This window comes from Methylobacterium sp. AMS5, from assembly GCF_001542815.1.
In the GTDB taxonomy this organism is placed as follows: Bacteria; Pseudomonadota; Alphaproteobacteria; order Rhizobiales; family Beijerinckiaceae; genus Methylobacterium.
On record NZ_CP006992.1, the window covers coordinates 1993296 to 2019649 of the forward strand.

At 68.7% G+C, this 26354-nt stretch carries 27 protein-coding genes; 9 read left to right on the plus strand and 18 right to left on the minus strand.

Annotated features, from left to right (window positions below):
* Positions 1–2: 2 nt before the first annotated feature.
* The 3 genes from Y590_RS08950 to Y590_RS08960 all read left to right on the plus strand — a co-directional run bounded on the left by Y590_RS08950 (position 3) and on the right by Y590_RS08960 (position 3229).
* A complete protein-coding gene (locus Y590_RS08950) occupies positions 3–1115 on the plus strand; it encodes a 5-(carboxyamino)imidazole ribonucleotide synthase (RefSeq protein ID WP_060769550.1) in 1113 nt (370 codons plus the stop codon).
* Between the two features lie 388 nt (positions 1116–1503).
* Positions 1504–2364, plus strand: a complete 861-nt coding sequence (locus Y590_RS08955; protein WP_060769551.1) for a tetratricopeptide repeat protein — start codon at positions 1504–1506, stop codon at positions 2362–2364.
* Positions 2365–2848: 484 nt separating this feature from the next.
* Complete coding sequence (locus Y590_RS08960) at positions 2849–3229, plus strand: response regulator (RefSeq protein ID WP_060769552.1); 381 nt, start codon at positions 2849–2851, stop codon at positions 3227–3229.
* Positions 3230–3299: 70 nt separating this feature from the next.
* On the opposite strand, the gene glpX is transcribed toward Y590_RS08960, so the two are convergent.
* From glpX to Y590_RS26995, 3 genes are all read right to left on the minus strand, one after another.
* On the minus strand, positions 3300–4295 hold the full coding sequence (gene glpX / locus Y590_RS08965; protein ID WP_060769553.1) for a class II fructose-bisphosphatase: 996 nt from the start codon (positions 4293–4295) through the stop codon (positions 3300–3302).
* Between the two features lie 436 nt (positions 4296–4731).
* Positions 4732–6054, minus strand: coding sequence for a homoserine dehydrogenase (locus Y590_RS08970; RefSeq protein WP_060769554.1), 1323 nt, complete (start codon positions 6052–6054; stop codon positions 4732–4734).
* A 607-nt stretch (positions 6055–6661) separates the two neighbouring features.
* The gene (locus Y590_RS26995) at positions 6662–7156 is read right to left on the minus strand and encodes a site-specific integrase (protein WP_201026779.1); all 495 of its coding nucleotides are present in this window, start codon (positions 7154–7156) and stop codon (positions 6662–6664) included.
* Positions 7157–7598: 442 nt separating this feature from the next.
* On the opposite strand from Y590_RS26995, the gene Y590_RS26400 reads away from it, so the two are divergent.
* A complete protein-coding gene (locus tag Y590_RS26400) occupies positions 7599–7916 on the plus strand; it encodes a hypothetical protein (RefSeq protein WP_144439959.1) in 318 nt (105 codons plus the stop codon).
* Positions 7917–8060: 144 nt separating this feature from the next.
* Here Y590_RS26400 and Y590_RS08985 read toward each other — a convergent pair whose 3' ends face one another.
* A complete protein-coding gene (locus Y590_RS08985) occupies positions 8061–8285 on the minus strand; it encodes a hypothetical protein (protein ID WP_060769556.1) in 225 nt (74 codons plus the stop codon).
* A gap of 224 nt (positions 8286–8509) precedes the next feature.
* Here Y590_RS08985 and Y590_RS08990 point away from each other — a divergent pair, with 224 nt between their 5' ends.
* A complete protein-coding gene (locus Y590_RS08990) occupies positions 8510–8749 on the plus strand; it encodes a hypothetical protein (RefSeq protein WP_060769557.1) in 240 nt (79 codons plus the stop codon).
* 121 nt (positions 8750–8870) lie between these two features.
* On the opposite strand, the gene Y590_RS08995 is transcribed toward Y590_RS08990, so the two are convergent.
* Entirely contained in the window at positions 8871–9083 is a 213-nt protein-coding gene (locus tag Y590_RS08995; protein ID WP_060769558.1) for a hypothetical protein, read from the minus strand.
* A gap of 901 nt (positions 9084–9984) precedes the next feature.
* Here Y590_RS08995 and Y590_RS27685 point away from each other — a divergent pair.
* Positions 9985–10173 carry a hypothetical protein gene (locus tag Y590_RS27685; protein ID WP_286161877.1) on the plus strand — a complete coding sequence of 63 codons (189 nt, stop codon included), beginning with the start codon at positions 9985–9987 and terminating at the stop codon, positions 10171–10173.
* 39 nt (positions 10174–10212) lie between these two features.
* On the opposite strand, the gene Y590_RS09005 is transcribed toward Y590_RS27685, so the two are convergent.
* From Y590_RS09005 to Y590_RS09025, 5 genes are all read right to left on the minus strand, one after another.
* Complete coding sequence (locus Y590_RS09005) at positions 10213–11196, minus strand: hypothetical protein (protein ID WP_060769559.1); 984 nt, start codon at positions 11194–11196, stop codon at positions 10213–10215.
* 118 nt (positions 11197–11314) lie between these two features.
* A complete protein-coding gene (locus tag Y590_RS09010) occupies positions 11315–11671 on the minus strand; it encodes a hypothetical protein (RefSeq protein WP_060769560.1) in 357 nt (118 codons plus the stop codon).
* A 57-nt stretch (positions 11672–11728) separates the two neighbouring features.
* Positions 11729–12979, minus strand: coding sequence for a NupC/NupG family nucleoside CNT transporter (locus Y590_RS09015; RefSeq protein ID WP_060769561.1), 1251 nt, complete (start codon positions 12977–12979; stop codon positions 11729–11731).
* Positions 12980–13094: 115 nt separating this feature from the next.
* Complete coding sequence (locus Y590_RS09020; protein ID WP_060769562.1) at positions 13095–13745, minus strand: class I SAM-dependent methyltransferase; 651 nt, start codon at positions 13743–13745, stop codon at positions 13095–13097.
* The gene (locus Y590_RS09025; protein WP_060769563.1) at positions 13742–14893 is read right to left on the minus strand and encodes a glycosyltransferase; all 1152 of its coding nucleotides are present in this window, start codon (positions 14891–14893) and stop codon (positions 13742–13744) included. Before Y590_RS09025 ends, Y590_RS09020 begins: the two co-directional genes overlap by 4 nt.
* 83 nt (positions 14894–14976) lie before the next feature.
* On the opposite strand from Y590_RS09025, the gene Y590_RS09030 reads away from it, so the two are divergent.
* Positions 14977–16179: a DNA topoisomerase IB gene (locus Y590_RS09030; RefSeq protein WP_060772216.1), complete on the plus strand. Its 1203-nt coding sequence runs from the start codon at positions 14977–14979 to the stop codon at positions 16177–16179.
* Between the two features lie 18 nt (positions 16180–16197).
* Here the strand turns inward: Y590_RS09030 and Y590_RS09035 are convergent, their stop codons facing one another.
* Positions 16198–17292 carry a methyl-accepting chemotaxis protein gene (locus tag Y590_RS09035; protein ID WP_060769564.1) on the minus strand — a complete coding sequence of 365 codons (1095 nt, stop codon included), beginning with the start codon at positions 17290–17292 and terminating at the stop codon, positions 16198–16200.
* Between the two features lie 310 nt (positions 17293–17602).
* Here Y590_RS09035 and Y590_RS09040 point away from each other — a divergent pair, with 310 nt between their 5' ends.
* Positions 17603–19018, plus strand: coding sequence for a cytochrome ubiquinol oxidase subunit I (locus Y590_RS09040; RefSeq protein ID WP_060769565.1), 1416 nt, complete (start codon positions 17603–17605; stop codon positions 19016–19018).
* 212 nt (positions 19019–19230) lie between these two features.
* Here the strand turns inward: Y590_RS09040 and Y590_RS09045 are convergent, their stop codons facing one another.
* The 4 genes from Y590_RS09045 to Y590_RS09060 form a co-directional block, all read right to left on the minus strand.
* Positions 19231–19938: a response regulator transcription factor gene (locus Y590_RS09045; RefSeq protein WP_060769566.1), complete on the minus strand. Its 708-nt coding sequence runs from the start codon at positions 19936–19938 to the stop codon at positions 19231–19233.
* A 211-nt stretch (positions 19939–20149) separates the two neighbouring features.
* The gene (locus tag Y590_RS09050) at positions 20150–21046 is read right to left on the minus strand and encodes a GGDEF domain-containing response regulator (RefSeq protein ID WP_060769567.1); all 897 of its coding nucleotides are present in this window, start codon (positions 21044–21046) and stop codon (positions 20150–20152) included.
* A gap of 104 nt (positions 21047–21150) precedes the next feature.
* Positions 21151–21588: a hypothetical protein gene (locus tag Y590_RS09055; protein WP_060769568.1), complete on the minus strand. Its 438-nt coding sequence runs from the start codon at positions 21586–21588 to the stop codon at positions 21151–21153.
* 246 nt (positions 21589–21834) lie between these two features.
* Positions 21835–22083, minus strand: a complete 249-nt coding sequence (locus tag Y590_RS09060; RefSeq protein WP_060769569.1) for a hypothetical protein — start codon at positions 22081–22083, stop codon at positions 21835–21837.
* Positions 22084–22454: 371 nt separating this feature from the next.
* Here Y590_RS09060 and Y590_RS09065 point away from each other — a divergent pair, with 371 nt between their 5' ends.
* Positions 22455–23366 (plus strand): FTR1 family iron permease, encoded by a 912-nt coding sequence (locus tag Y590_RS09065; RefSeq protein WP_083530820.1) that lies wholly within the window; start codon positions 22455–22457, stop codon positions 23364–23366.
* A 108-nt stretch (positions 23367–23474) separates the two neighbouring features.
* Here Y590_RS09065 and Y590_RS09070 read toward each other — a convergent pair whose 3' ends face one another.
* From Y590_RS09070 to hisD, 3 genes are all read right to left on the minus strand, one after another.
* Complete coding sequence (locus Y590_RS09070) at positions 23475–23948, minus strand: arsenate-mycothiol transferase ArsC (protein WP_060769571.1); 474 nt, start codon at positions 23946–23948, stop codon at positions 23475–23477.
* A 307-nt stretch (positions 23949–24255) separates the two neighbouring features.
* Positions 24256–24780 carry a UPF0262 family protein gene (locus Y590_RS09075; RefSeq protein WP_060769572.1) on the minus strand — a complete coding sequence of 175 codons (525 nt, stop codon included), beginning with the start codon at positions 24778–24780 and terminating at the stop codon, positions 24256–24258.
* Positions 24781–25038: 258 nt separating this feature from the next.
* The gene (gene hisD / locus Y590_RS09080; protein ID WP_060769573.1) at positions 25039–26334 is read right to left on the minus strand and encodes a histidinol dehydrogenase; all 1296 of its coding nucleotides are present in this window, start codon (positions 26332–26334) and stop codon (positions 25039–25041) included.
* Between the last annotated feature and the right edge of the window lie 20 nt (positions 26335–26354).

Consider the following 26354-nt stretch of genomic DNA (forward strand, 5'->3'; position numbering starts at 1 on the left):
CCATGGCCTCTCCCACCTCCTCGCCGCAGATCCGGCCCGGCGGCACCCTCGGCATCGTCGGCGGCGGCCAGCTCGGCCGCATGATCGCGCTCGCGGCGGCCAATTACGGCCTCAAGGTGCACATCTACGCCCCCGACGCCGACAGCCCGGCTTTCGACGTGGCCCATGCCCACACGCTGGCGCCCTACGACGACGCGACGGCCCTGGCCGCCTTCGCCGATGCCTGCGACGTGGTCACCTACGAGTTCGAGAACATCCCCCACGCCACCGCGGCCGTGCTCGCCGAGCACGCGACCCTGCGCCCGAGCGCGACGGCGCTGCTCACGACGCAGGATCGCCTCTCCGAGAAGGACTTCGTGACGTCGCTCGGCATCCCGACTGCGCCCTACCGGGCCGTCGATACGGCCGAGGATCTCGTGCACGCCCTGGAGGCGCTCGGCCGACCCGCCGTGCTGAAGACCCGGCGCTTCGGCTACGACGGCAAGGGCCAGCGGATGATCCGGGAGGGCGACGAGCCGGCCGCCCTCCTCGCCGAATTCAAGGGCGCGCCCTGCATCCTCGAAGGGTTCGTGCCGTTCGAGCGCGAAATCTCGGTGGTCGCCGCCCGCGGGCCGGACGGGACGTTCGCGGCCTACGACCCCTGCGCCAACGAGCACCGCGACCACATCCTCGCGCTCACCCGCGTCCCCGCTCCCGGCCTGACCCGGACGACGGGCGATGCGGCGGTCGCCATCGCCCGCGCCATCGCCGAGGCGCTGGACTATGTCGGCGTGCTCGCGGTCGAGCTGTTCGAGATCGCCGGGCCCGAGGGGGCGGCCCGCCTCGTCGTCAACGAGATCGCGCCCCGCGTGCACAATTCCGGGCATTGGACCATCGAGGGCGCGCTGACCTCGCAATTCGCGCAAGCGGTGCGCGCGGTCTGCGGCTGGCCGCTCGGCGATACCGCCCGCACCGGCGGCATGGCCGTGGAGATGGAGAACCTCATCGGCGCCGAGGCCGATGCCTGGGCGGACCTGCTCGCGGAGCCGGGCGCCCATCTTCACCTCTACGGCAAGGCCGAGGCCCGTCCCGGCCGCAAGATGGGTCACGTCACCCGGCTCAAGCCGCTCGACTAAAGCTTGACCATTCAATCTGTCGCCTCTCGGCAACAGAAAACCACAGTCGAGCCCGGTTCGAAGCATTCGGCGAAAGCGTGAGGATGCGGGCCACACCTTCGCCACATCCCGAGGTTTGAGCGGAGGGTACGGGGCGTCCGCGGAAGCATCGTGCGTGTTCTTCCAGTCTACGGCTGGACGGGCTCGCTTGGTTTTCCCGGGTTCGTTTCGCAAAAACCTCCGCTCCACGGCTCGGCCCGCGCGGGCCCCGTCGGCGATGCGGATGTTTTGCGAGGCACTTTAAGCGCCCATTCACCGTGTTGCGGCAGCGTGCGCGCGACGGGATGATCCGGGCCTCAAGGGGCCGCCGCGGAAATCCGGGCAAGCGGGCGCGGGGGAGAACGGGACAATGATCGGGATGACGCTGGACGGACGCAAGGCGAGGCTGATCGGTGCCCTCGCGCTGACGGCCGCGGCGCTGGCCGGCTGCGAGACCTATGGCAGCGCGACGGCTCCGCGCCAATTCGCGGTGCTGGAGACCGACACGACGGGCGCCACCAACGTCAACATCGCCTCGCTCAGCGACGTGATTTCGCGCAACCCGTCGGATGCCGGCGCCTACAACACCCGCGGCGCGGCCTATGCCCGCGCGGGTCAGTTCGGCGAGGCGATCACCGACTTCTCGAAGGCGATCCAGCTCGATCCGAACTCGGCCTCGGCCTACAACAACCGGGCGCTGGCCTACCGCCAGACCGGCCGCACCGATGCGGCGATGCAGGACTTCTCGAAGGCGATCGCCAACGATCCGAATTTTTCCGCCGCCTATATCGGCCGCGCGAACCTCGAGCGCGCCCAGGGTGACCTCGACGGCGCGCTGAACGACCTCAACGTCGCGATCCGCCTCGCCCCGGAATCGGCCGAGGCCTACCACGCCCGCGGCCTCGTGCGGCAGAAGCAAAACCACAACCCGGAGGCGATCGGCGACTTCGCTGCGGCCATCGACCGCAATCCCTTCGTGGCCGCCCCCTACGCCGCTCGCGGCCAGAGCCTGATCTCGCTGGGCCAGTACGACAAGGCGATCGAGGACTTCAACGCGGCGCTGAACGTGAACGCGAAGGACGCCGGATCCTGGGCCTATCGCGGGCTGGCCTACGAGAAGACGAACCGCCGCAAAGAGGCGAACGAGAGCTATCAGCAGGCCGCTCGCCTCGATCCCAACAACGCCGTGGCCAAGCAGGGCGTCGGCCGCATGCAGGGCGGCTTGTTCTAGAGCGCATTTCGACGAAGCGGTCACCGGTTCGTCGAAAGAAAGCGTTTTGAAACAAGCACCTAGAGGCGCCGCCCTGATGCCGTCAGGTCGGGTGCGGCTCGAGGGCACGGTCCCTTGCAAGGGGCCGCGGGGGCGTCGAGAAGCGCCCGTCCTGACGGCTTGGAACGATCGACCGACGGGCCGGGCGTACCTCAAGCATCGAAGCGAAATCCGGAAGAACCTGCCCGATCCACCTTGTCCGAGCGCCCTTTCAGGCCGATTGCTGACCAGCGGTCGCCGAACCGGCGACGCGAAGGGAAGGGCTCTGATCCGCGTCGGCCAGCGCGTCTCGCGATCCGGGTGGGCTGGGAGCGGGTGCAACCTCCGCCGGGTTGCGGGCAACTTGAAGTCTGTGGGTGGGGCTCTCCGAAACGGATTTCACAGTTTATACTTCCGTATCAAACGCGATCTTGAGCGTATCGAGAGAGCGTAGAGGGAGAGGCCGATGCCGGACGGAACCGAATTGTTCAACGGAAGGCACGTCCTTGTCGTCGAGGACGAATATTTCATCGCCGAAGACATACGGCGCGCGTTCGAAGAGAGGGGCGCGCAAGTGGTCGGCCCCGTGGGGAACCTCGATGACGCTCTGGCGATGATCGAGACATGCCCGCGCATCGACGGCGCGGTGCTCGACATCAACCTGCGTGAGGTCATGGTCTTTCCGGTTGCCGACGCGCTCAGGGCGCGCGGCGTCCCCTTCGTCTTCGCCACCGGCTACGAGGAGAATGCCATCCCGACGCGCCTGCGGGACGCGCTTCATTGCGAGAAGCCGATCGATCCCGTGCGTCTGGCCAAGGCGCTGTTCGGTCAAGCCGTCGCCGGCTGAGCTTGAGCCGAGCAGGGGGGCGGCTCCGGCCCCCCTTCGGTTCCGGCCGATGCCCCGCCCGCGATCGCGATCAGCCCGGCGCACTCTCCAGTCGGCGGTGCTCGCAGGCGATGCGCCGGACCGTACCGGTGTTCGAGCGGTAGACCACCGTCTCCGTCTCGATGAGGCCGGGGCTGAACCGCACGCCCGCGAGCAGGGCCCCCGTGGTCACACCGGTGGCTGCGACGATGACGTCGCCCCGGGCCATGTCGTGCATGTCGTATTTCCGGTTCGGGTCGGTGATGCCCATCTTGACCGCCCGCGCCCGTTTGTCGGCGGAATCGAGGATGAGCCGACCCTGCATCTGCCCGCCGATGCAGCGGAGCGCGCTGGCGGCGATCACGCCCTCCGGCGCGGCGCCGGTGCCCATGTAGATGTCGACGCCGGTCTCGTCGGGCTTGGTGCAATGGATGATCGCGGCGATGTCGCCATCCGAGATCAGGCGGATGCTGGCGCCGGTGTCGCGCACGGCGGCGATCAGGTCCATGTGGCGCGGACGGTCGAGAATGATCGCGGTGATGCCGGAGGTCTCCACGCCCTTGGCGCGGGCGAGCGAAGCGATGTTCCGGTCCGGGCTCCAATCGAGATCGACGGTGCCGGGCGGGTAGCCGGGGCCGATGGCGATCTTCTGCATGTACACGTCGGGGGCGGCGAGCAGTGAGCCGCGCTCGGCCAGCGCCATCACGGCGATGGCGCCCGGCATGTCCTTGGCGCAGAGCGTCGTGCCCTCCAGCGGATCGACCGCGATGTCCACGGACGGGCCGTTACCGGTGCCGACGGCCTCGCCGATGAACAGCATCGGCGCCTCGTCGCGCTCGCCCTCGCCGATCACCACGCGCCCCTCGATCGGCAGCACCATCAACTCGGCGCGCATCGCATCGACGGCGGCTTGGTCGGCCTCCTTCTCGCGGCCGTGGCCCCGCAGTCGGGCCGCGGCGATGGCCGCCGCCTCGGTCACCCTCACCAGTTCGAGGGTCAGGCCCCGTGCCGTGGGATCGCTGAAGATCCCGGAATTGGCCGCCGACATTGCCCTACGTTCCTTATCCCCGAGCGCATCGTCCCTGATATCGGATCCGGGGCGGTGCGCTCATCTCTTGTTGTTGCATCGTCTTTCTCCGAAAGCCGGTGGCCGCCTTTCGGGACGATGCTCTAGCTTCTTGTTTTCACATCATCTTTTTCCGAAAGCCGGAGGCCACCTTTCGGGACGATGCTCTAGGCCCTTGTCCTGACGCGGATTCTTTCGACGGACCGGTGACCGATTCGTCGGAATACGCTCTCGGCCGAGCCTGTTCCGGCCGGTTCCGATTGTCTCATCTCGCCCCGGCCGCTGCGAGGGCCATTCGGGACGAAGCGCCAAGTCAGCGCCCGATCAGTGTCACGTCATGCCATCCCGTTCCTGTACGGGATGGCGCTTTCGGCGGGATCTCGTCGGAAAACGACGGCGGACGTCTTGGCTCTCGTGCCTATTCGCGCTCGATACGGATCAATTGCGGCGCCTCGGCGAGCAGGCCGTCGCGGTCGATGGCGGCCAGCGCCTCGCGGACATTGCCCTCGGTCGCGGCGTAAGTGATCAGCACGAGCGGCACCGGCTGGCCGGAGAGACCTTGCGGATCGCTGGAGGCGGCCTTGGCCGAACGGCGCTGGACGATGCTTTCGATCGAGATGTTGGCTTCCGCCATGCGGGTGGCGACGCCGGCCGCGACGCCGGTGCGGTCGTGCACGGTCAGCCGGATGTAGTAGCCGCCCTCGTGGCGCTGCATCTCGACCCGGCGCGGCGGCGCGAGTCCCGCGATCGGCTGGCCGAAGGTGGGGCGCACGATCCCGAGTGCCACATCGGTGATGTCGGCGACGACGGCCGAGGCCGTGGCCGCCCCGCCCGCGCCGGGGCCGATCAGGGTCAGTTCGCCGACCGCGTCGGCATCGACGGTGACGGCGTTGGTCACGCCCATGACCTGGGCGATGGCCGAGGCCTTGGCCACCATGGTCGGGTGGACCCGCTGCTCGATCCCCGCCTCCGTCGCCTGCGCGACGCCCAGAAGCTTGATGCGGTAGCCGAGTTCGTCGGCCATGGTGAGGTCGAGCGGCTGGATCGCCGAAATGCCCTCGACCGAAACGCCCTCGGCGTCGATCTCCACGCCGAAGGCGAGGCTGGTGAGGATGGCGAGCTTGTGGGCGGTGTCGAAGCCTTCGACGTCGAAGGTCGGGTCGGCCTCGGCGTAGCCGAGCGCCTGCGCGTCCTTGAGGCAGGCCTCGAAGGTCAGCCCCTCCGCCTCCATGCGGCTGAGGATGTAGTTGCAGGTGCCGTTGAGGATTCCGTAGACGCGGGAGATCGCGTTGCCGGAAAGCCCCTCGCGGATCGCCTTGATGACCGGGATGCCGCCCGCCACCGACGCCTCGTAGGCGAGCGCGACGCCGTTCGCTTCAGCCAAACGGGCGAGCGCCGCGCCGTGATGGGCGAGCAGCGCTTTGTTGGCGGTCACGACATGTTTGCCGGCACCGAGCGCCGCCTCGACCGCCGCCTTGGCCGGCCCTTCCGAGCCGCCGACGAGTTCGACGAACACGTCGATTTCGGGTGAGCGTGCGAGCGCGACGGGATCGTCGAACCAGTGCAGGCCCGACAGATCGACGCCGCGGTCGCGGGACCGGTCACGGGCGGAGACGGCGGTGACGGTGATCGTGCGGCCGGTCGCGGCGGTGAGCGCCTCGGCGCGGCGGGCGATCATGTGCAGGACGGAAGCACCGACCGTGCCGAGCCCCGCAATGCCGAGGCGAAGGGTCTGCGTCATGGAAGTTCGCACCGTAATCGACGTTGGCACCGGACCTGTTCCGGATCGCCGCCCGACGGCCGCTGCTCGCTCGAAGGATCGCCTGAGCGGCGGTCCGGTGAGGGCGCGGAAGACATCCGGGACGGCGCGCACTTCTGCAACGATTTGGGGCGGGTGCGCAAGGAAACGGGACGGGAAGAGGTGGGGCCGGGTCTTTGGTGAGCCGCGTGCGCGGCTGAGGCCGGGGGTGCTGCGCGGGGGCCGGCTTGCCGAAGATTGGCCTCAAACCGGGGCTCTTCTCCTGCTCGGGGAGCCAACAATTTTCTAACATTCTGTGAATGCTGCGCTTTCGGCGCCAAACCCCGCACTGGATCGGAAGGTGCGGGGATAGCGTCGTCGTTCCAGCGCCCGGCGATCCGCTCCGCGCGTTTCGCCCGGTTGGCGCCGCGCATGTAGGTCGCGCTCTCCCGGCTGCCGTCCGCCCACCCGAACCACGCGTCCAATTCGGCTTCCGTCGCGCCGCTTTCGACTGCGCGGCATGCTCCCGCCTTGCGAAGGCCGTGCGCCCGCCCCGGTACCCCGGCGGCGACGCATGCGTCCCGGAACCAGTTGCCGAAGCTCTCCTTCGTCATCGGCCGGCCGCGTTCGCCCGCGAGAAACGTGAGATCCCCGTCGGGCTCGCGGCGATCGAATCGGCCAGAGGTGGCAGGATGCGGATCGTCACCTCCTGGCTGGTCTTCGCCGTGACGATGCGTGCAATGCCGTTGCGGACGTGTGGCCGACCGAGCCGCGCCGCATCGCCCCGGCGCAGGCCGGTGTGGAGCAGGATGTCGAGCGCAAGACGCTCGCGGGTGCCGACGGGCCAGTGCGCCTCGAAGCGCGCGACCTCTTCCTCGGTCCAGGTGTGGAAGCCGTTGCGGTCATTCGCCCCGCTCATCAGCTTCACGCCGCGCGTCGGGTCGGCCGGCACCATTTCCGCATCGAACGCCCAGGCGAACAGTCCCCGCATGGTCTTGAGCCAGTTATTGGCCCCGTGCGGCTTGGCCTTGCGACGGTCCATCCCGTCTTGGATGGCGCGACGGGTGATCGCGTCGGCGCGTTCCTGGCCGGCGATCTCGACCATGGCCTTGAGCAGTCCGTGGCGCTGCGCGCGCGTTGCAGCCGACAGCTCCTCGCTCCACTGCCGCGACGTCAGGTATCGCTCGACCAGCCACGCGACAGTGCCGATGGTGTTCGGCTTGGCCTGAGGCGCCGGCTGGCCGCGAACGGCCGCGTCGTAGGCCGCTTGGAAGGCGGGTGAGCCGTACTCGCCCCTGATGCGGATCCGCGGACCTTCGCCGCGGCGAACGTACCAGACGACCGTGCCGTGGCGGGTGGTCTCGCGATTGAGGTAGGGCGGGCGGGGGCGCGCCGTCGCCGTGAAGAGTCAGCGCAGGCCCGGCGGTCACGGTCGGCCGACGGTGGTGGCGACGCCGGCTACAACCCCGCCTTCTACGGTGGAGCCTACAGCGCTCAGTCGGATCACTCGGCTTCGTCGCACTGTTCTGGGTCGTCGTCTTCGGACAGTGGGTCGTCGTGCTCAGGCGGTGACGGCGGCGGCGGATGCGGCAGCGATCGAGATGGACCGCCTGCGGGCCAAGTACGATCCCCTGTTCGCTGCGCAGCAGACCTATCGCAGCAGCCTCGCCGAGCTGCGTCAGGCCCTGGCCGTCGGGGCGATTTCGGAGGCCGCCGACACCGCCGAACTCGACCGGCGGAAGGCCGCCTTCACGGAGCAGGTACGCGGGGCTCGGGCTGCAGGCTCACGAGTGGCAGCGGGAAGCCGGCCAAAGACGCTCGCGCCGATCTCTACATCGGGCCGAGCACGCGCATTAGCCCGGTGATGACAGCGCCGGGCGATCGCCCTCACGCTCGATCCGAGATCACCATCGGGCCGCTGACGACGTTCGCCCGAGAAACGCCGGAGGAGGTGGTGCGAGCGCCGTGCGTGGAGCGGGGCTCGCCGTAACGTGCCCCACCTGTGCGCTTCAGCCCTGCTGGCCTTGCTCCGACTTGGTCTGGCTCAGCGCGAAGAGCGCACCGAACGCGCCGCCCGCCGATCCAAGAACGCCTGCCAGTGCGACGGCAACGGCAGGAATCGGCGCAAGCTGCTGTGGCCACAACAGCCAAAGAGCGCCGAGGGCGACGAGCCCACAGCACACGCCGCTCAGCAGTGCGATGACGACGCGACGTTTGACGAGAGGTTTGCTCATCCGTCGCATCTAGGGCGCGCTGGGATTTAATCGCGTTCTGACCGCCATCGTCGTCGCCCGGCCGGACATCGGGCCCGCGCCGACCTGACACCGCCCAACATCGCAGGCCTACCCAGCCCCCCGGCACCCGCCGCGCAGAAGAACGTGGCAGCGAGGCCTATACAACATATGTTTGTTTATACGGCCTCGATCCTTCGGCAAATCCCCGCCGTTGGAGGCGCAGCATGGTCATCACCCATCCGACCACGGAGCCGGACGACAAGGGTTCCGGTGGGCCGCTTGAACGCGCCGTGACCGAAGCCGCCGACGGTCTGAAGGAGATCCGCGACGAAGGTCCGTCCGCCGAACCTGTCTACCCCACGCATGGGAGCGTCGAGGCGCACGAGGCGTGGGCCTTTGACTCGGCGTCCTACGAACGCGCCAGACTGCGCAGGATGCTCTTGATCGCGTCGCTGAGATCATGAGCGGGCAGGCGCAGCCGTCGTGATCCGTGCGGGTGACGTCGAGGCGAGCCGGTGCTCGCTGCCATCGCCGATCATTACCCAGCCCCGCCCGGGTTGCCGCGCGGGGCTTTTCGTTTCTGGCCTACCGGACCGCGATCTCGCGCTCGCCAACGACGACTTTTGCCGGCTCGGTCGGGTGGCGCTCAACAATGCGCTTGATCCCGTAGCGGCGCAGCCGGTCCCACGCCGCGTCGCTGCCGGACATCAGGGCTCGGGCCAGCAGGTCGGCCACTTCCTGTCCACCATCGCGGACGGCTGCGGCGCTGTCGTTGTTGATCTCGACGATGGTGCGCATGCTCAGCCGCTCTGCGCCCGCGCCCGCAGGATCTCAGCCTGTGAGCCAGCGTGGGCCGGCTGAGGAGATCTCGAGGATCGGCTCTCGGCTCACTTCGAACCAAGGTGTCGCCTCCGCATCATATGCCACGAGTTCGTAGTTTCGCCCGCAAGTCTGCCACCCAAGACAGGGAGCTTGGTTTGGCTCTGCATCCCACGGGAGTGCTGCTAAGCGGCGAAGCTCCATCATCGCTTCCTCGCGGGAGGAGAACTGTCCGATTGTCTCGGAATGCAATTCGTCCTCAATTGCGAACATCGCGTACCCCGTCATTCAACGCGGTCAGCCGCCAGCATCCGCTTCCGCACCTCGGCCATGCGGTCGTCAGCACGATCACCGTCAGCATTTCGCCTATCAGCAAACCGGGCTTGGGTGCGCAGATCGGCAACAGGAAGTCGCCTCCGCCTTCGATAGCGCCCTTGGCCGTGTCGGGTCGGAAAGGGGGCGAACCGTCCTTGGGGTGAACCTATCGCGCAGAGGCTACCCTGGCCAAGATGTCTCCTGCCGGATTGCGCCACGCTCAAGACCACGACTCATCCCCCCGTTCTATGATCTGAAACGGGTACGGGGAGCGCCGAACATATCCGTTGATCGTCAATAGGTTCCGTTAGGCTGGGCACGGTGGTTAAGTCGTTGATTAATAAATATTATTTGTGATCTACCTCGGCGGCGCCACGCTCGATCCGCAGGCTCCGGCGACGTTGCCGGTCGCAACGCGATGGCGCCGCTGGGCGCGAATCTGAGGAGTTTCGACGATGAGGGGCATTCTTCTCGGGGGCGTGGTGGCGAGCGCCCTGGCGCTCGGCACGGCACCCGTCGCCCAGGCACGGGATCGGCATCGGCATCGGTCCGGGCGGCGCTCGGCGTGCTCGGCGGCCTTGCCGTCGGCGGTGCGATCGCGGCCGCCAACGATCCCAATTATCCCGGCAAGCCGGTCTACCGCGCGCCCCCGCGGCCGGTCCATGTCGAAGGCCCGATCTGTCACTTCGAGCGCCGCGAGACCATCGACCCCTACGGCGACATCTACATCCGGCGCGTGCGCGTCTGCGAGTGAGACGGTTTCTCTCCTCTCCCTTGCGGGGAGGAGAGGATTTCAGCGCAGTTGCAGGCTGTCCACCACCTGCCGGAACAGGGGCAGCATCTGCTCGCGCTGGTCGGCGCGGGTGACGCCCACGGCGCGGATGTAGCCGTCCGGGTTGAAGCGGATCGTCTGCGAGACCACCACCGGCTGGCTCGAGGGGATGTCGATGGCGCGCGCCACGATCTCGTGCCAATCGATGCCGTTCTGGCGATAGCTCTGAGAACGCTCGATGACGAAGTCCTTCATCGTCTGGTTGGCGTAGAGCGAGGCGCGGGCGAAGCCGTCGCGCTGCTCCTGGGGCGTCGCCTGCTGCACCGCCTGGGCGACCACGAGGATCGGCTGTTCCAGATTGGTGACCTGATCGCGCGGCCCGAGGGTCAGCAGCACGGAATTGCCGGCCAGCGCCCGCACCGGGCGGAAACCGGCGAGGTCGCCGATGCGGAAGGGCAGGGCGGCGATCTGCTGGTCGAGGGACAGGGCCCCGCGGATGCGCAGGCCCGTGAGCATGCCGCGCATCGACTCGTCGGTCTCGGCATCGACGGCGGCCTGGGCGATGATGATGCCGGTCACCTCCGGGGCACCGACGATGAGGAGCCACTTGCGCGCTGCGGGCATGCCCTGGCCGTCGGCGGGCGTCAGCTCACCGGTGAACAGCACGCCTTCGGCCCCGCCATCGAGCGTCACCGGCTCGCGGGTCTGGACGACGAGCCCCTGCGTCTTGAGGTTCTCGTCGGTGAAGCTCTGCTTGAGTTCCGGATAGGCGCCGGCCGGCAGTTCCACCACGGAGAGCATCGCCCCGCCGCCGAGCCGCTCGAAGCCGGTGAAGCGCTTCGAGATCGTCATGTCCGACGGGGGCTTGAAGCCGAACCGCGAACTCGGCGGAAAGATCGCGTCCTCGGCACGTGCCGGCGACACGGGGGCGGACACGGCCCCCGCCAGCACGGTCGCCGCAAGGACGGCGGCGGCGAGCCCGCGGGAGAACAGACGCAACGGCATCACAAGTCGTCTCCGAAGAGCCCTTCTCGGCTTGAGGCCCATCCGCGATGGGTCGTCCGCCGCGGATATCCTGTCAAGCGCGGCAGAACGCCGAAGAACAGCGAAGAAGGGGCAGGGATTATTTCCCGCGCCAGCGCCGCCATTGCCGCTCGATCCAGCGGGCGGATTTCTCCATCGGCACCTTGAGGCCGGGCACGTCCTGGGCCAGCAGCGCGAGGCCGAGCGGCAGCATCCACAGACCCAGCACCGGCAGGATCGAGAAGATGCCGCCGAGCATCAGCAGGATCGCGGCCAGCAGCCGCACCGGAAAGCGCGCCGGCTCCCGCAGCCATGCCAGCCCGCGCTGCACCCGCTCGGGAAGCCTCCGGCTGGCGCGGTCGACCCGCTCGTCCCAATCACGCGCCGTGACCGGGGCCGGAGCCTGCGGTGAGGCTGGCGTGGGTCGGGCCGGTTCGATGTCGCGCGCGTTCTCCATCCTCTCAGAATGACGGTGCGGGCCGAAAGGTTCGCCGATGCTCGTTCATTCGCCACGTTATCCGGTGATGAACAATCCGGCGATGGCCGCGCTGGTGAGGTTCGAGAGCGTGCCCGCCAGGATCGCCCGCAGGCCGAACCGGGCGATCTCGGGCCGGCGCTCGGGGGCGAGACTGGTGAAGCTCGCGAGCTGAATCGCCACCGAGGCGAGGTTGGCGAAGCCGCAGAGCGCGAAGCACAGGATCGCACTCGTGCGCGGATCGAGGGTGCCGGCCTTCAGAATCGGCGAGAGGCTGGCATAGGCCAGGAACTCGTTGAAGGCGATCTTCTGGCCGATGGCGCCGCCGACGAGGGTCGCCTGCTCCCACGGCACGCCCAGCAACCAAGCCAGCGGGGCCAGCACGACGCCGAGAATGCCCTCGATCGAGAGTCCGGCGAACCCGAACACGCCGCCGGCCCAGCCGATGGCGGCGTTCACCAGCGCAATCAGCCCGACGAAGGCGATCAGCATGGCGCCGACCGCCACGGCGACGCCGAGGCCCTTTTGTGTGCCGTCGGCGGCGGCCTCGATCAGGTTGGCCGCCCGCGCCTCGCCGAACTCGACCCGCGTCGTGAGGATGCGCGTCGGCTCGGTCGAGGGCACGAGAATCTTGGCGTAGAGCAGCCCGCCGGGAATCGCCATGAACGAGGCGGCCAGCAGATACGGCATCGGCACGCCGAGCGCGGCGTATCCGGCGAGGATCGAGCCGGCGGTGGAGGCCGCCCCGCTCGTCATCACCGCGAACAGTTCGGCCCCGGTCAGCGCCAGGAGGAAGGGGCGCAGGGCCACGGCGATCTCGCTCTGCCCGATGAAGATGGTGACGACCGCCGAGAACGATTCGATCGGCGAGGTACCGAGCAGTTTTCGCAAACCGGCGCCGAGAAACCGGGCCAGCGCCTGCATCACCCCGAGATGGTAGAGCACGCCGATCAGCGCCGAGACGTAGAGGATCTGCGGCAGGACCCGCAGGGCCAGGATGAAGCCCGAGCCGCCGAACAGCTCGAACATCCGCGGCTCGACGAGGCCGCCGAACAGGAAGGCAGTGCCCCGGTCACCGAAGGAGAGCACGGTGGTGACGACATCCGCCACCGCGCCGAGCGCCCTCTGCCCGGCGGGCACGAACAGCATCAGCGCGCCGATCCCGACCTGAAGCGCCAGGGCAGCGAGCACCACCCGCGGCCGGATCGCCCGCCGGTTCACCGAGAACAGCCACGCCACGGCGAGCAGCAGGGCAACGCTCGCGCCGGCATGGAACAACCTGTCGAGCATTTTTTCGGACCGGGCGCGGAGAGGGGGGGCTTTCCGGCGAATGCGCGAACCGGGCCAGGACCTCAAGGGAAGACGGCAAGGGAAGACGGCAAGGGAGTACGGCCGCGGCTCCGGATCAGGCGAAGCGCCAGACCGAGGATCGCTTGATCTCGGCATCCTCCAGCGCCCGCGTGACGGGCACGTCGTAGGTCACGAGCGGGATCAGCCGTTCGCGGGGCAGGTAGGAGCGGCCGGGATCGCCGATCAGGACCGTGCGTCCGCGCCCATGCAGGTCGCCGAGCCAGCCGCCGACCGCGGCGGCGAGGTCGCGCTCGTAGAAGATGTCGGCGGCCAGAACGCAGGCCGCATCCGTGCCGATCAGGTCGCTGCCGTCCGCGGTGATGCGGTCCGCCACGCCGTTGGCCGCGGCGTTGAGCGGGATCGCGTGGAGCGCGAAGGGATCGAGGTCGCTCGCGGTGACGTGGGCCGCCCCGGCCATCGCGGCGGCGATGGCGACGAGCCCGGAGCCCGAGGCGAAATCGACCACCCGCCGCCCCGCCACGGTCGCGGGGTTGTCGAGGATGTAGCGGGCGAGCGCTTGTCCCCCGGCCCAGGCGAAGGCCCAGAACGGCGGCGGCAGGCCGATCGCCTCCAACTCGTCCTCGGTCTTCTGCCACAGCGCGGTCGCCTCGTCGGCGACGTGCAGGACGATCTCGGGGGCGTGCGGGACGGTGCGCAACGCCGTGTGCTCGCGGATGAAGCGGGCGGGATCGCGAACCGGGGTCACGAGGCGAGAAGCTCCGCATAGAGCCCCGCCACCGTCTCGGCGACGGCGGCTTCCGTATAGCCCCCTTCGAGGATGCGCGCCCGCGCCGCCGCGCCCATCCGCGCGACGAGCGCCGGATTGGCGGCGAGCCGCGTCAGTGCGGCGGCGAGCGCCGTCGCGTCGCCCGGCGGCACGAGCAGGCCCTCGACGCCGTCGCGCACGAGGTCGCGGCAGCCCGGCACGTCGCTGGTGAGGATCGCCCGGCCGCAGGAGGCCGCTTCCAGCAGCGTGCGCGGCAGCCCTTCGCCGCCGCGGGAGGGCAGGCAGCCGACATGGTGGGCGGCGAAGATGCCCGCCACATCCGCGGTGGGGCCGTGCCAGGTGATCCCGTCGCGCGACCAGTCCCGCAGGGTCGCCTCCGGAATTGCCCGGCGGTTCGACGGGTCGGGCGCGCCGTAGAGCGAGAGTTCCACCGCCGCGCCCCCGGCGCGGGCCTGCCGCGCCGCCTCGACCGCGACGTCGATGCCCTTCGACCACAGCATCCGCGCGAGGATCGCCACCTTCAGCGGGGCCGGCGGCGGCAGCGGGCGCGGCGCGAAGGCATCGGGATCGACGCCCGCGCCGCCGACCAGGGTCACGGCGGTGTCGGACGGGTCGAGGCCGAGCGCGCGGGCGTCGTCCGGGTTCTCGAACAGGAAGCGGGTTTGCCGGCTCGCGAGCGGACCGCGGATCAGCCCTTTCAGCGCCAGCCGCGACAGCCGCCCGGTCGCGTCCGCGCGGGCGCCGAGCAGGCCGAGGCCGGTCAGCGCGAAGACGCGGCGCGGGATGCCGGCCATCGCCGCGGCCGTGCCGCCGACGAGAATGCCGCGGAGCGCCACGCAATGGACGATATCGGCCTCGAGCGCCTTCAGGATGCCCGCGAGCTGGCCCGCGGCGTAGCCCGCCGCCATCGGGTTGAGGCTGGAGCGCTCGGCTTCCAAGGGCACGACGCGGATGCCGGCGGCCTCGATCACGGCGCGGTGCGCGCGCACCCGCGTCACCACCGCGACCGAGAGTCCCATCTGCCGGGCGGCGCGCGCCATCGGCAGGAAGTGCGAGGCGAAGAACCAGTCTTCGGTGACGACGAAGACGAGGCTTTTGCCGGCGTAAGAGGCTGTTGAGGCGGTCATCGTGCGTGGCCATAGCACGGGGCCCGCTCCGGAACAGCGCCGCCGTCCGCCCCGTTGTCGCCCTACGAATGAGGGAGGGCGTGATGCTGTCGGAGGAGGCCGGAGCCGGCGTGGTCGATCCCCGCGAGGCCGCGCGGGATGCGGGCCTGCGCTACGTGGACGATTCCAAGCCCGGCCTGCGGCGCAAGCGCAACGGCAAGGGCTTCCGCTACATCGATCCGAAGGGGGCTCCGGTCCGCGACGCGGAGGAGGTCGCCCGGCTCAAAAGCCTCGCGATCCCGCCGGCCTACACGGAGGTGTGGATCTGCCCGCACCCGAACGGCCATATCCAGGCGACCGGGCGCGACGAGAAGGGGCGCAAGCAGTACCGCTACCATCCGCGCTTTCGCGAGGCGCGCGAGGCCTCGAAGTTCCACCGCATCATGGCCTTCGCCGAGGCGCTGCCGGGCATCCGCGCGCGGATCGACGCCGATATGGGCAAGCGCGGCCTGCCCCGCGAAAAGGTGCTCGCCACCGTGGTCCACCTCCTGGAGACCACGCTGATCCGCGTCGGCAACGACGATTACGCCCGCTCCAACAAGAGCTACGGCCTCACCACCCTGCGCGATCCACATGTGAAGGTGGCCGGCTCCGAGATGCGCTTCCGCTTCAAGGGCAAGAGCGGCAAGGAATGGTCGGTCTCGGTGCGCGACCGGCGCGTGGCCAAGATCGTCAAGGCCTGCCAGGACCTGCCCGGCCAGGAGCTGTTCCAGTATCTCGACGGCGAGGGCGAGCGGCGCGACGTCACCTCCTCGGACGTGAACGCCTACCTGCGCGAGATCACGGGCGAGGATTTCACGGCAAAAGATTTCCGCACCTGGGCCGGCACGGTGCTGGCGGCTCTGGCGCTGCGGGAGTTCGAGACATTCGACAACGCGGCCAAGGCCAAGAAGAACCTGCGCGCGGCGATCGAGTCGGTGTCGTCCCGGCTCGGCAACACGCCGACCATCTGCCGCAAGTGCTACATCCACCCGCAGATCCTCGACTGCTATCTCGAAGGCGGGATGCTGCTGCAGGTGAAGGAGGCGGTCGAGGGCGAACTCAAGAACGACCTCGGCGCGCTGCGCCCGGAGGAGGCGGCGGTGCTCAGCCTGCTTCGGGCCCGGCTGGAACGGGCGACGAAGGTGGCTTCCAAGGGTACGAAGATCGAGAGCACGACAAAGATCGAGCCGCCGCGTCAGACCGGAGGCCGCAAGGCGAGGGCGATCGGCACGACGCGCACGTCCGGAGGCAGACGGGCAGCGTGAGACGCCCTCAGACGCCGGTCAGCTGCCGCTCTGGACGATGGCGCCGTACCAGCCGAGCCCGCGATAGGTCTCGTAGCCCGGCGTTCTGTGAAACGCGGTGACGCTGCCGGACCGGGCATCGCGGACGATGCCGCATTCCTGCCCGTTCAGGTCCACGGCGAGCGTTTCGGTGAGCGAGCCCCTGCCGTCGGAGGCGGCGAGGATGCGCCGTTGCGCATCCACGAGCACCACGCGGGTGCGCGCCCGGTCCTCCCGGGCGATCCGCACGCCCTCGACGATCGATTTCGCCTGGGCTTCCCAATCGAAGTGGATGGCGAGGACGCCGCAGGCCGGAGCGCCGTTCGTCTCGTAGATCCCGGCGGCATAGGTCGCGACCTGTGCGCCGCCGAGCTGCGCCTCACGCCGGACCTCGCCGGGGACGTAGTCGTCGCTGCCCGGCAAGCGGATCGCTTCCCGGAACCAGGGTTCGCTCGCGACGCTGCGTCCGCGCAGGTTCGGGTAGCGCTCGGGTCGGCCGTTGGCGAGGACGGTGCCGTCACGGCCACACAGCCAGAGATCGAGATAGACCGTGTAGGCCGAGAGGATCACCCCGAGCCGCTTGGAGGCATAGTCGGCGGTCTCCGAACCGCCGCCCCGGTCCGGCCGCGCGGCGCAGGCGACCACCGCCGGATCGGTGGCCCACCAGCGCACGTCGCAGGTTCGCTCGTAGAGGTTGCGGTCGATCAGCTCGATGGCGTTGAGGGAGAGATCGACCAAGCGCTCGCCTTGCGCCTTCGCCGTCATCACGTCGACGCCCTGCTGCAACTCGGTGATCCGCGCGGTCAGGCCGGTTTCCAGTTCCCGCGCCAACGCCTCGATCTCGGCACCGATTCCGCGCACCTCCTGCGCCACCACCGAGAAGCCGCGCCCGTGCTCACCGGCGCGGGCAGCCTCGATCAAGGCGTTGAGGGCCAGCATCTTCGCCTGAGCGGTGATCTGCCGGATGCGTCCGACCCGGTCCTGGGCGATGCGGCCGACTTCCCGGGTCAGGTCGGCGATGGTCTTCGGTTCGGGATCCGGCTGTTGCCCGGCTTCGGCTTGGGACGAGGAAGGAACCAATGCTGGTGCCGGCATGGCGATAACCCGGTTTGCGTGCAAGCCGGATTATCGGCAGCAGGATTAACATAGATCTAAATAATGACGCGCAGCGCCGTCCAAGCCGAGACATCCGAGAGAAATCAGCGCGTTGCCACGCCGGCTGACCTGTCTAGGGTTCGGGGTTGGCAATGGCCGATCCCGGCGCCGTCAATCCACACGAGGGATGAGCGCGCAGAACCGGCGTCGTCGAAGACCGGTTGACGGATGAATCGCCGCGGCCATCCGTACGGCACGGAAGCCGCGGCCGGGCGAACCGCGGTGACGCCACGGTCAGGAAGGTGAAGCGATGGAACTCGACGCTCTGATGCTCTCGCGCATCCAGTTCGGCTTCACGATGGCCTTCCACATCATCTTCCCGGCCTTCACCATCGGTCTCGCCGCCTTCCTCGTCCGGCTCGAGGCGCAGTGGCTGTGGACGAGGAACCCGATCTACCGGGTGCTCTACCGCTTCTGGGTGAAGGCCTTCGCGGTCTCGTTCGGCCTCGGCGTCGTGTCGGGCATCGTGATGAGCTACCAACTCGGCACGAACTGGTCGCGCTACTCCGACTTCACCGGAAACGTGCTGGGCCCGCTGATCCAATACGAGGTCATCACCGCCTTCTTCCTGGAGGCGGGCTTCCTCGGAATCATGCTGTTCGGCTGGGACCGGGTCGGCGACCGGCTGCACTTCCTGGCGACCTGCATGGTCTCGCTCGGCACGCTGATCTCCGCCTTCTGGATCCTCTCGGCCAATTCCTGGATGCAGACGCCGGCGGGCTTCGCGATCGAGAACGGACGGGCGGTGGCCACCGACTGGTTCGAGGTGATCTTCAACCCAAGCTTCCCGATCCGCTACGCGCACATGGTGCTCGGCTGCTTCCTCACGACCGCCTTCGCGGTCTCCGGCATGGCCGCCTGGATGATCCTGCGCGCCCGCAAGGAGCCGCCGGCGAAGGTCCAGGGGGCCCGGGTCTCGCTCTCCATGGCCCTGTGGTTCGCGCTGATCTTCACGCCGATCCAGATCTTCGTCGGCGACACCCACGGCCTCGGCGTGCTCAAGCACCAGCCGACCAAGCTCGCGGCGATCGAGGCGAACTGGGACAGCCAGGCTAACATGCCGCTGCTGCTCTTCGCGATCCCGAACATGGAGGCCGAGCGCAACGACTTCGAGATCGGCATCCCGAAGCTCGGCTCGTTCATTCTCACCCACGACTTCTCCGGCGTGGTGCCGGGCCTCAAGGACGTGACGCCGGACAAGCGCCCGCCGGTCTGGCCGGTGTTCTACGCCTTCCGCGCCATGGTCGCGATCGGCATGGCCATGCTGCTCCTGAGCCTGTGGAGCCTGTATCTGCGCTGGAAGGGCACGCTGTACACGAACCGCGTCTTCCTCACCTGCGCCATGCTGATGACGCCCGCGGGCTTCGGCGCGGTGATCTTCGGCTGGTTCACCGCCGAGATCGGGCGTCAGCCCTACATCGTCTACGGCCAGCTCAAGACGGCGGACGCCCATTCGCCGCTGACGGCCCAGGCGGTGACGACCTCGCTGATCGCCTTCATCGTCGCCTACGCGATCATCTTCGGCTTCGGCAGCTACTATCTCGCCAAGCTGCTGCGCAAAGGCCCCGAACCGTTCGAGCCCTCGGTGCCCGGCGATGAGATCGGCCGCAAGCCCAAGCGTCCCTTCTCGGCGCTGGACGAGAAGCTGGAGCCGCGCTCCATCTAGAGCATCGTCCCGAAAGGTGGTCGCCGGCTTTCGGAAAAAAGATGATGCGAAAACAAGAACCTCAAGCATCGTCCCGAAAGGTGGTTGCCGGCTTTCGGAAAAAAGATGATGCGAAAACAAGAGCCTCAAGCATCGTCCCGGCCAAGCGTCCGACGGCGCGTCGGAACCATGGCTCGGAAACGCCTGCCCGATACGATCGGGCGGACAGGCCTTCAGGCACGGGCGGCGTGTGCGGTGTGGCGGGCCGGGCCACGCGGTATCTCGGTGTCGAGCACCGGGGCGAGGCCGAGCTGGCGGGCGAGGGTGACGAGGTCCTTGAGGCGGCCGGTCTGCGTCTTGCGGCGCAGGTTCAGCCGGTGGGTCTCGACCGTCCGGACGCTCAGCGAGAGCCGCCGGGCGACCTCCTTGTTGCTGAAGCCGGCACTGAGGAAGCGCAGAACCTCCGCCTCGCGCGGGGTGAGACCAATGACGGGCTCCTCGGCGGAGGGGCAGGCGGCCGACGATGCGGCCGACGGCGCGGGTGACGCTCCCTTTGCGAGGGCGAGCACGCTGGCGCAGACCTCGTCCGCCGGGGTGCCGCAGCCGACGAAGGCGTCGGCGCCGGCGGCGATCAGCCGGTTCATCGCCGGCGCATCGAGGGTTCGGAACACCGCGAGCACCCGCAGCCAGGGCCTCCCGTCGCGCAAGGCCGCGATCCGCGCGCAGCCGGCTTCCGCTCGCGCTCCGTCCACCGGGACCAGCGCGACGGCCGGCACCGGACCGCCACGGGCCAGATCGTCCTCGCCGATGGTCCGCAGGGCCGGCGCGTGCTCCAGCTCGGCGCGCATCCGTGCGTCGAGCCCCGACGGCTCGTCGACGATCAAAAGCTCGACAGCCCGGCTCGCCGTGTGGCTGGCGGTGTGATTGACGGCCTGACTCATGCCGCTCCCCTCTCGTCCCGCCGCAGAACGGTGCGGCTTGTGCGGGAAGAGAAGAACAAGAGTCGTTCCAGCGGTTTAGGGGCCGTTATTGCCCCGAAACGTTCCCTCGCGGCGCCGCCTGGCGGTCACCGTCCCGCTTCGGGACGGGGTGGGAGCGGCCCATTTCCCGCTGCGGTCCGGACGCCGGGACAGTGCTCCGGCCGCGCGTGTTTCACGCCGTCCGGGAGAGGACGAGGTCGGACATCGCCGAGACCACGCGATTGCGGCCCGTCGTCTTGGCTTCGTACAGGGCGATATCGGCCCGCTTCAGAAGGCCCTCGACGGTCTCGCCCTCGGACCATTCGCTGACGCCGAAGCTGCAGGTGAGCCGCACCGGACCCTTGGTCGAGCGGATGCGCAGGTCCGAGGTCTTGAGGCGCAGGCGGGAGGCGACCGCCTCGGCCTCCGTGAGGCGCTGGCCGGCGAGCATCACCGCGAACTCCTCCCCGCCCAGGCGCCCCGCAATGCCCTCCGCCTCGATCATCCCCGCCACGGCCTTGATCGCCATGTCGCCGACATCGTGGCCGTGCTCGTCGTTGATGCGCTTGAAATGGTCGATGTCGAGGATCACGGCACAGAGATGCCCGAACGACCCGGCCTTCTGGGCGGCCTCCCGCGTGCGCTGCAGGAAGGCGCGGCGGTTGAGCAGGCCGGTGAGCGAATCGGTCTCGGCGAGCCGGATCAGATCGCTCTGAAGCGTGGTGAGGCGCTCGGCCGCCCGCATGCGCGCCTGCAATTCCTCGGCGCCCGGCGGCTTGTCGATGAAGTCGTCGGCGCCGCTGTCGAGAGCCTCGGCGAGATTGCGGGCGTTGCGGGCCGAGGACATGGCGATGATCGAGAGCGGACGGCTCGATTCGGCGAGCAGCCGGGCCGACCAGCACAGCTCCAATCCGCTCAACGGACGGACTTCCAGGCTCGTGATCAGGGCACGGACCTTCGGATTGTCGGTGATGTAGGTCAGGGCCTCGCCGGAATCCGTGAACTGTGTCACCACATGCCCCCGCGGTTCGAGCATGCCGGCCACGATCCGCAGGACGACACGGCTCGAATCCACGATGACGATGTGCACGGCTCTACCCCCGCTGACAGGCGTAGATTGTGCGCAAGACCGGTTAAGGGCCCGTCTAGAGCGCGTGCCGCATTGAGGAGGAAGGCGCGGCTCGGGAGACGACCCTACCGGGAACGGGCCGGGACCCGGACCGACACCACCTGGGCACCGGTTCCCTCACCCTCGGAACGGGGTGCCGGATCGGTCCAGATGCCCCGGGAATCCTTCGAGAGGACGCGGGCGCCGTGTCGCCGGGCCGTGGGGCGGAGACCGGCGGAGGCGGGCCGCTCGATCACGGTCAGGGTCGGCCGTGCGGCGGGGGCGTCGCGGATGCCGGCAGCCGTGGGGATGCCGTAGGTGCCGTAGCCCCAAGCCGGCGGCACGAGGCGGCTCGTGCTGGGCAGATGCGTGAATGGTGCGCCGAAATAGGCGCCTTCGATCACCGGACCGGCGAAGCGGTATCCGCCATTGCCGTAGCCGTAGACGTAAGGGTCGGCCGCGGCGCCCGAGGCGGCGCCGAGTGTGAGCAGGGTGGCGAGACCGGCGGCGAGGGCAGGGCGCATGGGGCGGGGCTTCTCCGGTGGCGCATTGGCGAAACATGCGCGATTCATGAAACCAAATCGGCGGCGCCTATGCTCGTTCCGCTTCCCCTCGTCCCGCCAGCCGATGCAGAATGCTGAGACGGGCGCTCTGCCGGTCGACGGCATTCGCCTTCGTCGTTCCGTGTTCACAGCGCCTCATAAAACTCCTGGTCTCTGACCGTTCTCGTTCTGGCGATGACAGCGCGGCGGGCGTTTGGTGAGAGACGCTTAGCGGCAGATTGTGACGCGGCGGACGATCCAGCCCTCGCCCTCGATCCACAGGCGACGGCGCTGCTTGTTGCAGTTGGCGCTCTCCTCGTCGCTCTCCGAGGTCGTCGCAGCTGCCTGAGAGACCTGCGCGGCCTCGGCGACCTGGGTGGTGCTGCGGCCCGTGCCCGGTGCGGCAAGGCTCGGCGTCGCAGTCAAGCCGATCAGGGCGAGGCCGAGGACGGCCGCGGCGGTGGAGTGCGCGTTCATGATATCCTACCCGCGCACCGCGGGGGCGCGCTTCAACGGTTCAGTTGGGGCGGCCGGTGTCCCGCCGTGCAGGCGCCGCCGCATATTGAATCAACAATCCACAACGTGGCCGTTGGGTTTCGCGCGACCTTCCGGAAAACGGCAAAAATTTGTCTCCGCCTCCATGCGTTGTTCGCGGTGTTGCCTGCGGCAACGGAGCGCGATCGCGTGTGCCCTCTGCGATGCTTGCGAGAATGGTGCAAAGGGTTGTACTGGCACGCGAAGCGAAACATCGGGCTTCGTCGTCCGAAACTGGACCGCTCTTCTTGTTAGGAACGGTTCCAAACTACGTTTTGCATTAGAACATCATTGTATCGTGACAAGTATTCGCGATGCTGCGAGACGCCGCATCGCCGTTGAGGCAGACAATTCGCCGGGACGCGCGTTCCGCCGATCAAAACGGGAGCAATCGGATGACGGACGGATCGACGTTCGTGCAGGCTTTCATCATCCTGTTCCGCGAGGGACTGGAAGCTCTGCTGGTGATCGCGGCGCTCGCTGCCTTCCTTCGCCGCGCGAATGCCGCGGAGCGAATCGCGCCGGTCTATATGGGTGCGCTTGCGGCCGTCGTCGCCAGCATCGTCATGGCGTGGGTGTTCGCGACCTTCTACGACGGCAATCACAGCGACCTGTTCGAGGCCGGCGTGATGCTCGCGGCCGCGGTGCTGCTGTTCTACATGAGCGGCTGGATGTTCCTCCGCCAGGATCCGAAGGCGTGGCAGGCGGACCTCAACCGGCTTGCCGAGCGGGCGCTCGGTGCAGGCACCATGCTGTCGCTCGCCGGCATCGCCTTCCTGGCGGTGTTCCGCGAGGGCGCCGAGACGATCCTGTTCGTCCACACCCTGGCCAAGACCGCCAACGGCTTCGATGCCGCGCTGCTGGGCGGGCTCGCGGCCGCGACCCTGGCGCTGGTGGCGATGTTCGTGGCGATGCAATGGCTGGCGCTGCGCCTGCCGCTGCGCCCGATGTTCGTCGTGACCTCGGCCTTCCTGTTCTTCATGGGCCTGCGGATGGTCGGCCAGGCGTTCCAGGAGCTTCAGGAGCAGGCGCTGATCCCCTTCACCACGGACGGCGTGCCCGCCTTCGTCTCGGAATGGGGCCTGAGCAACGGCAGTTGGGAGGCGCTCGGCACCCAGCTCGCGATCCTGGCCGTGGCCGCGGCGGCGGCCCTCGTCAGCCTCCGGCGCAAGGCAGGCGGCGCCACCGAGGTGCGCGAGGGGCGGCCGGTCTCGGCTGCGTCCTGATTTTCGCGTCCTGATTTTGGCGATGGGGCTCCCCGCTCGGGGAGCCCTTTTGCTTTCACGCCGCCGTCATCGGCGGCGTTTTCGTTTCAGGGCGAGAGGCCCTGGCCCTCACACCTTCAGCCGGGACTTGATCCGGTAGGTCAGCCCGTCGCGCACGTCGCGGTAGCCGTCGAGGCGCTGCTCGCGCGTGCCGTCCTGCACCAGCGTCGGGTCCGGAGTCGGCCAGTACTCGACATCCGCCGCAAGCGTGTGGGTCAGTTCGAGCGCCCGGTGATGCGCCTCCGGCGAGAGGGTGATGATCAGGTCGAAGTTCAGCCCCTCCCAATCCTCCAGCTGCTCGATGGTGCGCGGCTTGTGGCGGGAGGCGTCGATGCCGATCTCGTCCAGCGCCGCGACCATGAAGGGATCGCTCGGCTCGCCCGAGCGCACGCCGGCGGACTGCACGTAGGTGGATTTGCCGAAATAATGGCGCGCGATCGCCTCCGCCGCCAGCGAGCGCACCGCATTGAAGTTGCACATGAACAGGACGGACTGAACCCGCCGCTTCTTGGGTCCGGTCCCGGGGATGGTGTCGTCCGTCATGCCCCGCCTGGGTGCTTCCCACGAAACCCCCGCCACACCGTCATGCTCGCAGGAGAGCGGTCAACGACCGGAAGTCCTGTGGCGCATTCCGAGAGCATCGCCGGGAACGGGCGCCGGCTTGTCGGAAAAGACGATGCAAACACCGTGACCCCTCGCGAAACGCCCATGCCGTCTTGCACCGATGCACCACGGGTCGGGCGTTTCATGAGGTGCTCGCGCGCACGCTGATATAGATCCGCCCCGGACTTCCCGAAAGCGTCACGTTCTGCCGAGCGCTCCACCTTCGGGCCGGGTAAAGCCGCGATCGTCAGCCCTTCCAGTGAAGGGCGAAGATCAGAGTGAACAGGCGCCGTGCCGTGTCATGGTCGAGATCGACCTTGCCTTCGAGGCGCTGCCTCAGCAGCTCGGATGCTTCGTTGTGCAGGCCGCGCCGCCCCATGTCGATCGCCTCGATCTGCGTCGGCGAGGCGGTGCGGATCGCGCTGTAATAGCTCTCGCAGATCATCTCGTAGTCGCGGATGACCCGGCGGAAGGGCGTGAGCGAGAGCAGGTGGGTCATCACCGGATCGCCCGCCTCGGTCGCGATCGCGAAGGACAGCTTGTTCTCGACGAGGCCGAGGACCAGCCCGTACGGGCCCTCGTCGCGCTCGGGGATCGTGAAGGAATTCTCCTCCAGGATGTCGTAGATCGCGATGGCGCGCTCGTGCTCCTGGTCCGGGTTGCCCCGGCCGATCGAGCCCTCGTCGAGATGCACCGCCGCGAGCCGATTTCGCGGCCTCGCCGGTGCCTCGCCCTGCGCGTCTTGCGCCCCCTGCTTCGCTTCGGCCTTCATCGCCGGCGCCTTCTCGCGTCGGCACCCGAATCCGGGCGCCCTGTTTCCGTCACATGAGCCGAAAGCCGAGCCCGCACGCAAGCTCTCCGGGCGATCGATCCGAAACGTGATTCCGGCCGAACGGATGCTTCAGGCTCTTGTTTTCGCATCATCGATTTTTCCGAAAGCCGGCAATTACCTTTCGGGACGATGCTCGAGCCTCTTGTTTTTGCATCATCTTTTTTCCGAAAGCCGGAGACCACCTTTCGGGATGATGCTCTAGAGGTTGAGCCGGATCGATACGGAGCGGGCATGCCCGTCCAGGCCCTCGGATTCGCCCAGGGCGATCGCGGCGGGCCCGAGCGCCCGCAGCGCGGCCGGATCGCAGCGCAGGATCGAGGTGCGCTTCATGAAATCGAGCACCCCGAGTCCCGAGGAGAACCGCGCCGAGCGGGCGGTCGGCAGCACGTGGTTCGGCCCGCCGACATAATCGCCGATGGCTTCGGGCGTGTGCGCGCCGAGGAAGATCGCCCCCGCGTTCCGGATCTTGATCGACAACGCGTCGGCGTCCTCGGTCTCGATCTCGAGATGTTCGGGTGCGATGGCGTCCACGAGCGGCACCGCCTCGTCGAAATTTCGGACGCGGATGATCGCGCCGTAATCGCGCCAACTGGCGCGGGCGATCTCGGCCCGCTTCAGGGTCGAGAGCGCGCGCTCGACCGCGGCCTCGGTCGCATCGGCCAGCTCATCCGAATCGGTGACGAGCACGGCCTGCGCCGCGGTGTCGTGCTCGGCCTGGGCCAGCAGGTCGGCGGCGATCCAGTCGGGGTTGGCGTGGCGGTCGGCCAGGATCAGCACTTCGGAGGGGCCGGCGATCATATCGATGCCGACCTGTCCGAACACCCGGCGCTTGGCCGCCGCGACCCAGGCATTGCCGGGTCCGACGATCTTGGCCACCGGAGCGATGGTTTCCGTGCCGTAGGCGAGCGCGGCCACCGCCTGCGCTCCGCCGACCCGGTAGATCTCGGTGACGCCGGAGAGTCTGGCCGCGGCCAGCACCAGCGGGTTGAGCTGGCCCTCGGGGGTCGGCACCACCATGACGATGCGCGGCACGCCCGCGACGCGGGCCGGCACCGCGTTCATCAGCACCGAGGAGGGATAGCTCGCGGTGCCGCCGGGCACGTAGAGGCCGACCGATTCGATCGCGGTCCAGCGCCAGCCGGCGGTGACGCCGAGATCGTCCGTGGACAGATGATCCTCGGGGATCTGGCGGCGGTGATAGGCCTCGATCCGCTCGGCCGCGAGAGCCAGGGCGGCGCGAGCCGCGGCCGGGCAGGCGGCCACGGCCGCTTCCACCTCCTCGGCGGTGATGCGCAGGGAGGCCGGCGAGAAGTCCTGGCCGAGCCGGTCGAAGCGGCGGGTGTAATCGACGAGCGCCGCGTCGCCGCCGGAGACGACCCCCGCGATGATGCCGCGCACGGTCTCGTCCACATCCTCGGAGATCTCGCGCTTGAGGCCGAGCAGGCGCTTGAACGCCTCCGCGAAATCGGGAGAGCGGCTGTCGAGACGGATCATCGGGCGATATCGGCGGTTCG

Excerpts from the sequence above, each read along its gene's own strand:
- Y590_RS08950 (WP_060769550.1), top strand. The coding sequence starts at position 3 with ATGGCCTCTCCCACCTCCTCGCCGCAGATCCGGCCCGGCGGCACCCTC.
- Y590_RS08955 (WP_060769551.1), top strand. The coding sequence starts at position 1,504 with ATGATCGGGATGACGCTGGACGGACGCAAGGCGAGGCTGATCGGTGCC.
- Y590_RS08960 (WP_060769552.1), top strand. The coding sequence starts at position 2,849 with ATGCCGGACGGAACCGAATTGTTCAACGGAAGGCACGTCCTTGTCGTC.
- glpX (WP_060769553.1), bottom strand. The coding sequence starts at position 4,295 with ATGTCGGCGGCCAATTCCGGGATCTTCAGCGATCCCACGGCACGGGGC.
- Y590_RS08970 (WP_060769554.1), bottom strand. The coding sequence starts at position 6,054 with ATGACGCAGACCCTTCGCCTCGGCATTGCGGGGCTCGGCACGGTCGGT.
- Y590_RS26995 (WP_201026779.1), bottom strand. The coding sequence starts at position 7,156 with ATGGTCGAGATCGCCGGCCAGGAACGCGCCGACGCGATCACCCGTCGC.
- Y590_RS08985 (WP_060769556.1), bottom strand. The coding sequence starts at position 8,285 with ATGAGCAAACCTCTCGTCAAACGTCGCGTCGTCATCGCACTGCTGAGC.
- Y590_RS08990 (WP_060769557.1), top strand. The coding sequence starts at position 8,510 with ATGGTCATCACCCATCCGACCACGGAGCCGGACGACAAGGGTTCCGGT.
- Y590_RS08995 (WP_060769558.1), bottom strand. The coding sequence starts at position 9,083 with ATGCGCACCATCGTCGAGATCAACAACGACAGCGCCGCAGCCGTCCGC.
- Y590_RS09005 (WP_060769559.1), bottom strand. The coding sequence starts at position 11,196 with ATGCCGTTGCGTCTGTTCTCCCGCGGGCTCGCCGCCGCCGTCCTTGCG.
- Y590_RS09010 (WP_060769560.1), bottom strand. The coding sequence starts at position 11,671 with ATGGAGAACGCGCGCGACATCGAACCGGCCCGACCCACGCCAGCCTCA.
- Y590_RS09015 (WP_060769561.1), bottom strand. The coding sequence starts at position 12,979 with ATGCTCGACAGGTTGTTCCATGCCGGCGCGAGCGTTGCCCTGCTGCTC.
- Y590_RS09025 (WP_060769563.1), bottom strand. The coding sequence starts at position 14,893 with ATGACCGCCTCAACAGCCTCTTACGCCGGCAAAAGCCTCGTCTTCGTC.
- Y590_RS09030 (WP_060772216.1), top strand. The coding sequence starts at position 14,977 with ATGCTGTCGGAGGAGGCCGGAGCCGGCGTGGTCGATCCCCGCGAGGCC.
- Y590_RS09035 (WP_060769564.1), bottom strand. The coding sequence starts at position 17,292 with ATGCCGGCACCAGCATTGGTTCCTTCCTCGTCCCAAGCCGAAGCCGGG.
- Y590_RS09040 (WP_060769565.1), top strand. The coding sequence starts at position 17,603 with ATGGAACTCGACGCTCTGATGCTCTCGCGCATCCAGTTCGGCTTCACG.
- Y590_RS09045 (WP_060769566.1), bottom strand. The coding sequence starts at position 19,938 with ATGAGTCAGGCCGTCAATCACACCGCCAGCCACACGGCGAGCCGGGCT.
- Y590_RS09055 (WP_060769568.1), bottom strand. The coding sequence starts at position 21,588 with ATGCGCCCTGCCCTCGCCGCCGGTCTCGCCACCCTGCTCACACTCGGC.
- Y590_RS09060 (WP_060769569.1), bottom strand. The coding sequence starts at position 22,083 with ATGAACGCGCACTCCACCGCCGCGGCCGTCCTCGGCCTCGCCCTGATC.
- Y590_RS09065 (WP_083530820.1), top strand. The coding sequence starts at position 22,455 with ATGCTGCGAGACGCCGCATCGCCGTTGAGGCAGACAATTCGCCGGGAC.
- Y590_RS09070 (WP_060769571.1), bottom strand. The coding sequence starts at position 23,948 with ATGACGGACGACACCATCCCCGGGACCGGACCCAAGAAGCGGCGGGTT.
- Y590_RS09075 (WP_060769572.1), bottom strand. The coding sequence starts at position 24,780 with ATGAAGGCCGAAGCGAAGCAGGGGGCGCAAGACGCGCAGGGCGAGGCA.
- hisD (WP_060769573.1), bottom strand. The coding sequence starts at position 26,334 with ATGATCCGTCTCGACAGCCGCTCTCCCGATTTCGCGGAGGCGTTCAAG.